The following is a 6,731-nucleotide window of genomic DNA, read 5'->3' as shown; positions in this document are numbered from 1 at the left end:
TGTCAAAGAGCTGTCTAAGCGGGCCGAAAAGGTCCACGCCGGCAGCGTGGACGCCAGCAAGGATAATATGCTGAAGATAACCAGCGATGGCCGGAAGCTGGGCCTGGACCAGCGCATCATTAACCCCGCGCTCCCCGATGAACCCGGCACCAAGGTCAACCAGTGCGTTGCCAACATCCTGCGGCACTGGCGGGACGGCGAGGCGGAGAAGCTGACCCAGCTTGTCTTTTCCGACATCTCGACGCCCACCACAAGCAAAGGCGGCTTCAATATCTACGATGATATCAAAGCAAAGCTGGTCGCCGCAGGGATGCCGCCGGAGCAGATCGCGTTTATCCATGATGCCCGCACGGACGAGCAGAAGAAAGTTCTGTTCGCAAAGGTCCGCTCGGGCCAGGTGCGCGTCCTGCTCGGCAGCACACAGAAGATGGGGACCGGAACCAACGTCCAGAAGCGGCTGATCGCCAGCCATGACCTGGAATGCCCCTGGCGTCCCCGTGACCTGACCCAGCGGGCCGGGCGCATCATCCGGCAGGGGAATGATAACGAAACGGTCCATATTTACCGTTATGTAACCGAATCGACGTTTGATTCGTACCTCTGGCAGACCGTGGAGGCCAAGCAGAAGTTCATTTCCCAGATCATGACCAGCCGGACGCCCCTGCGTTCCTGTGACGATGTGGACGAAACCGCACTGTCCTTCGCTGAGATCAAGGCACTGTGCGCCGGCGACCCGCGCATCAAGGAGCGGATGGAGCTGGACGTGGAGGTGGCCCGGTTGAGGATCATGAAAGCCGATTATCAGTCTAAGAGGTTCCGGCTGGAGGATGACGTTGCAAAGCACATTCCGGCTGAAATCAAGCGTACCGAGGCCATGATTGCAGGCATCCAGGCGGACATGGACATTCTCGAAGCCCATCCCTGTCCGGCAGACGGATTTGTTGGCATGAAGGTCCTGGGCCGCAACTATCTGGAGCGAAAGAAGGCCGGGCTGGCCCTGATAGATGCTGTGGCCGGGGTCTCCGAGATGGAGCCTGTCGAAATCGGCAGCTACCGGGGCTTTGCCATCATGACCCGGCTGACTGCGTTTGACGACCACAAGACCATGTTCAAGGGCGCAGTCACATACACCATCGACCTGAGTGACAGCGCCGCTGGGAATATCACCCGTATCGACAATGCCTTGGGCAAACTGCCGGCGCACCTGAAAGAATACCAGGCCAAGCTCGACGACCTGAGCCAGCAGCTGGAATCGGCCAGGATCGAAGCCGCGAAGCCTTTCGCCCACGAGGCCGACCTCCAGCAGAAATCCGCCCGGCTGGCGGAGTTGGACACGGCGCTGAATCTGAACGGCAAAGGCGGAGTGGACACGGCGGCATAATCTGCAAGGGCGGTCAGGTTCCGGCCTGACCGCCCGGCACATTAAAGAAAGAGCCCACTATAAGAAAGAAAACAAATTATATCATATAGAGCGCAGTATGATGAGCCTGTACTTCGCTCTGCACATTGACAGGAGGTATTTCACATGGGATTTTTCTCGGAAATCGTCAGTGAGGCCCGTAAGAGCAGCGTACCGTCCCAATCCGCCGCGCCGGAACCCCCGCAGGAGGCCCCGCCCGCCCCGGACCAGACTGCATCCATGCCCGCTCCGACCCTGGCCAAGCCTGAACCTGTCCCCGAGCAGGAGACGGCCCCGGCAGCATCCATGCCGCCGCCGGAGTTGAAACTGGACACCAAACAGGATGCCGTCCCTGCCCCCGATGACACCGCCGCCCGGCAGACCCACGAGGCCGCAGAAGCTAAGCGCAAGGCCGAGTGGGACGCCAAACAGGCGGAGAAGAAAGCGGCCCGGCAGGCCGCTCTCGACCGTATCGGAAAAATGAACCGCAATGAGCTGTTGAAAGCGTCTGTGGAGCGTGTCGCCGCCGACACGGAGCGCCTGACTCGCCGGAATATGAAAGAGGCCGTGGCCGAACACGTCCAGGCCAAGTGCCGTGAGGACGCCTCATTCGCCATGCTGGTCATGGCCCCGGAGAAGTCCATGATTCGTTGTTTCCGGTACATCAGCCGTCAGGCCCAGAAGTACGCCGAGCAGGAAATGAAGGACAATGGCATTGAGCGCACCGGCGTCTACGGCCTGGATGTGCCGGACGGCCTGTGCTTCCAGTGGGCAGAAGACTATTTTCGCGACGAAAACGCAGAGGAGGATCACAAGGATGACGAAAAATTTGTACCAAAACCGTATGTATCCACAAACCGTAAGGCGGCCAAGAGCAAGACAGACAAAAAGCCGTCCCCTGCGGCAAAGCCCAAAGCTGAAAAACCGAAGGCCCCCGGCATGGAGCAGCTGACATTGGGGGTGATGTGATATGCTGGATAAAAAATCCCTGCGCCAGTACGCTGATCCCGGCCTGACCATCCCCCAGGGACACGGGCTGCTCCATGCCCCGCAGGTCAGCTACATCGTCCGAACGGCGGTTAAAATTATCAGCCACCGCCGAACGCTTGTACTGTACGTTTACGACCGCAAACAGGCCGCCGCTGGCAATTTCACGCCTGTCTGGACCATGTTCCATGCGGGCGGTGAATACATTACCCTGGCCGTGGAGCCGGACGGCAAGGCCCGCTGGAGGACGGCCAGGTTTGTAAAGTTGGACAATGATTACTTCTTTACGAGTAAGTGCGCGTTCTATTCCAGTCAAGACGAACAGCGTGTATGCAGTTTCTTTCATGACCGTGACCACGGTGGTATCGCCGCCCTGACCCATGCCCAGCAGACAATTCTTGACAGACGCCTGCAAAAACGTCTATGCCAGCGGGAACAAAAGGTTATGGTTCGAATGTCCGGCCTACCTACACTCCCACGTGATTTGGGTGATTGGCTGCGCCGGGATATTCTCCCGGCTTACTTTCTGTATAGCCACGCCCGACACGGCAAAGCCACAGGCGTCTGCTCCGCCTGCGGCGACGAATTTGTCTTGACGGACGTTAAGCACAACGGAACTGCCTCCTGTCCCCATTGCGGCCGGGAGTTGACCATGAAGGCCAAGGGCCGTATGGGCAAGCTGTTTGACCGGTTGACTTGTCAGGTCATTCAGCGAACCAAGGCGGGGGAGCTGGTCATCCGTATTATCAAGGTCAATGCCCCCATACAGAATGACGAGCCCCAAATCGCCGTTTGGGAGAACGCCCGTCAATTCGTCCGAGTTGACCCAGAAGGCCGTATCCTATGTGACTGCTACTATGAAACTTGGGACGGCAACTGGAAACAGGGCGAGCGCCCTGTGTTCTATCCATATAGCTATAATTTCTATGCGGATACCTGCGGTTATCTTTACCGCAAAAACTTACCGGACGTACTCCTGGGAACGTCCTGGCAGTATTGCCCCCTGGCCGATTATAGCGACCATTTTCAGAGGCCTATGGAGGTTTATCCCTTCCTGTCTGCTCATTTGCGGCATCCCCGGTTGGAGCACCTGGTCAAGACCGGCTTTTTCCGTTTGGCTTCAGACTTGGTCTATCGGATAGAATATAGTTCCGGTCTGGACGAAACCCAGAACCGCACCCACCGAATTTTGAATGTTGCGGCCGAGGATGTGGCCTTTCTGCGAGAGCTGGACGTGGGGATGGAAAACTTGCAGCGTATGCAAGTGTACTACCGGAACGGGGTGAAAGACCGCCAAAAACTGCTGACGTGGCAGATCGACCGCAAAATCAACATGGACCTGTCGTCTATCCTGGCACATACGACGCCCCATAAGCTCATACGGTATGCGGATGGGCAATACGGCCTGCTGCGAGGCCGGGAGGGAAAGTACGGCGGCTTACACTACGATTCCATCAAGACTGTGGTCAGGGAGTACATAGACTACCTGGAGATGTGCGTCAAACTGGGCTATGATTTAAGGAACAATTTTGTCCTGTTCCCGAAGGATTTACAGAAATCTCATGATAGGACGGCCCAGCGCATGAAAATTAAAATCGACATGAAAATGCGGGAAAACTTCCAGAAAGCATATAAACGCATCAAGGGACAGCTTGATTTTGAGCTGGACGGTATGAAAATCGTCTACCCGGCGTCCTTGGACGAGATCATCACCGAAGGCCATGCGCTCCATCATTGTGTCGGTGGGTATGTTTCCAAGGTCGCCGCCCGGAAAACCATGATCCTTTTCCTCCGGCGCTGCGAGGCGGCGGACAAGCCCTTCTATACCGTGGAAGTGCTGAATGGAGAAGTAGCACAGGTCCGAGGGATCGGCAACTGCGATGCCACACCGGAAGTCAACGCATTCATGAGCCGCTGGAAGCGGCAGGTGCTTCACGCCGCCCCCGCCGCATAGAGGGAGGAATATGTGCATACGATTAGGCATCACAGTCAGGCCGCGCCGCCCCCTGACAGTCTGTGATGATGGATGGGGAGGGGGCAAATTCTAAGTTGCCTCAAAAGTTCTGTTTTTTGTTCCTGTACGGCTGTACGACGTTTTTTTATGTTTGCCTGCATATATACTTTATATGGCTATCTATAGACCTATATATTTTCTTTTTTATAACTTAAAATTAAGTAGTACAATCGTACAAAATAGTCAAAAGCCTTGCGTAGCAGGGCTTTTGGCTGTACGAAGTGTTTTTTTATTTTCGTACATAATTTGATGCTTTTTTGCGCCAATCCATGCGCCCGAACGAATTGCGAGCGATACCCGGTTTTGAAAAATGGTACACGATATTGTACATTTTGCGGTATTTCCGCATTTTTTCATATCATACTGGCTGTCAAGGCTATTTAATGGTCACTTTTTGGGCCGTCAATGGGCTGATTATGGTCAGGTCAGAAATCTAATGGCCTCTTTCTGGTCTCATATTGGGCCAATATTGGGCTCGTAGTGGGCTTTGGGCTCCAAGTAGATCGTGTTATGACCTGGTGTGGCCTTTTTGAGGTCTCGTTCTGGGCTTTAAGTGACCAGAAAAAGGCCAATTTTTGACCAAGGTAAATAAAAGCAGGATAAACTGTGATATTTGTACGACTTGCCCTGGCAATGTACGAGATGCGAATACAGATATTTCGCTTAAAAAAGTTGCAAAAACAAGGCCCTCTTATTCTTTTTTATTCGCAGCGCCGTCAAAATCATCGACCGCCACCGACTGCGGCTATGAGCGGCCGCACAGAAGACCCACACCTGGGGCTGGGGGCGTAAGCCCCCGGTCCCAGGCGCGGAAAACGTCGCGGATTGACGTATCAGGGCTTCTTGATTTTATAAAATCATGCGTCCGCCTGATTTTATAACGTATGTCATGCGCCGTCCCTGATTTTATAAAATGGGCCCTGACGTATCAACGCTTTCCGGGCAGTTTTATATAAAAAATATTTTTTATATAAAATCCAACCGCCCGGAAATCAGTCAAATTATAAATTCAACTTCGTTGAAATATCAGGCTTCTCTGGCAGGGTCGCGACCGTATGTCGCTCCGACCTGCCAAAACGGGAAAAAGGGCATAAGGGGCGGTGGCACACGGGCTAAAACTACGTTTTATACCCGTGTGGTCGGCATAGCCGACACCGCTGACCCTACGCTGCGCTCCGGGTCACCCCTGCGAGCCCCTGTGGGAGCTCTCTGGGGCCCTTACTGCGCCGCCCATGCTCCGCATGTCCGGCTTGCCCCCTGACGGGGGTGCCCGATCCGCCGGCTGTGCCTTCGCCCCCCCTGCGGGGATTGAACCGCTTGCGCGGTTCCGAGCGATTTATCAGGGCAGCAAAGCGGGAAAAAGCAGACATGGCCCAACACGCCGAAGCGCGTCGAAACCATGTCAATCACTATTGCAATTTTTCCTGTTCTGTTGTAAAATGGCCCTGAGAGACACAGAAGCAATAGGCAGGGTGCAGGGGAGTACCAGTCCCCCGCACCCCTATGCAGGAGCGCATACCTCCCACACAGCAGATTACTGCGCCACGGCCCCATTATACCCTTTTTACCGGTACTTTTCAAGGGGGCATTGTGTGTGTAGCTTCCGGCGGTGTAGGGATTAAATGCCCTGCGCCGCTTTTGTGTCTTGACGGGCAAACCCTGTGGGGGCCGGGAATGGCGAGTACCACCCCCACGGGCCTGTTACCGTTGAGATCACAAAATTTCCGTTTACACGGAGAAGGAGGTTGTACACATGAGGCGCTTTTTATCCTTTATTACACCTTAGTCTAGTCTTTATCCGTCGAACTCGAACAAGGGCAGACCGATGCAGCCGCAGATATTATTCGCATCAATGCCCAATCTCCGAACACCTTAATTATATTGAAAAGTCTGCAAAGGAAAAGTCAATAGGAAAATGAAATAAATTTGTGGACATAGAGGAAGGAGAAAAAAGCAACACAAAAAGACCGCCGTGTAAACGCCGGTCAAATGGAAACAGGGCGGGGACGGTCAATCGGCGTTTTCCAGCGATGCCAGATATTCTTTGACCCTGCCGTAGTAGATGCGCAGGAACTTGTTGGCCCCGGCGGTCATGTAGACCAGGTAGGGCTTGCCCTCGGCGCGTTTCTTGTCCATGAACTGGTAGACCGGGTCATCCTGGGGCATGGATTTCAGCAGGCCGTCCATCACAAGGAACAGCGTCCTGCGCAGCTCCGGCGGGCCGCTCTTGGAAGTTCTGACGCTCTTAGCTTCACGCTCGCTGGACTGGTTAGCGCCAGGGTCAACGCCGGCGAAAGCGGTGATGGAACCTCTGTGGGCGAACCGCGTCAC

At 54.8% G+C, this 6,731-nt stretch carries 4 protein-coding genes; 3 read left to right on the top strand and 1 reads right to left on the bottom strand.

Going from position 1 to position 6,731, the window contains the following annotated elements; genetic code table 11:
• The 3 genes from QZ326_RS10445 to QZ326_RS10435 form a co-directional block, all read left to right on the top strand.
• Positions 1-1,381: helicase C-terminal domain-containing protein (locus QZ326_RS10445; protein ID WP_295744920.1), on the top strand; the 1,381-nt coding region annotated here is incomplete at its 5' end.
• Between the two features lie 144 nt (positions 1,382-1,525).
• Positions 1,526-2,368, top strand: a complete 843-nt coding sequence (locus QZ326_RS10440; protein WP_295744918.1) for a Cas9 inhibitor AcrIIA9 family protein — start codon at positions 1,526-1,528, stop codon at positions 2,366-2,368.
• A gap of 1 nt (position 2,369) precedes the next feature.
• Positions 2,370-4,340 carry a PcfJ domain-containing protein gene (locus QZ326_RS10435; protein ID WP_295744916.1) on the top strand — a complete coding sequence of 657 codons (1,971 nt, stop codon included), beginning with the start codon at positions 2,370-2,372 and terminating at the stop codon, positions 4,338-4,340.
• 2,070 nt (positions 4,341-6,410) lie between these two features.
• Here QZ326_RS10435 and QZ326_RS10430 read toward each other — a convergent pair.
• Positions 6,411-6,731, bottom strand: a 321-nt coding sequence (locus QZ326_RS10430; protein WP_295744914.1) for a transposase, incomplete at its 5' end; no start/stop codon positions are given.

The organism is uncultured Oscillibacter sp. (assembly GCF_910587525.1).
Lineage (GTDB): Bacteria > Bacillota > Clostridia > Oscillospirales > Oscillospiraceae > Oscillibacter.
This window is presented reverse-complemented; position numbering and strand designations above follow the sequence as displayed.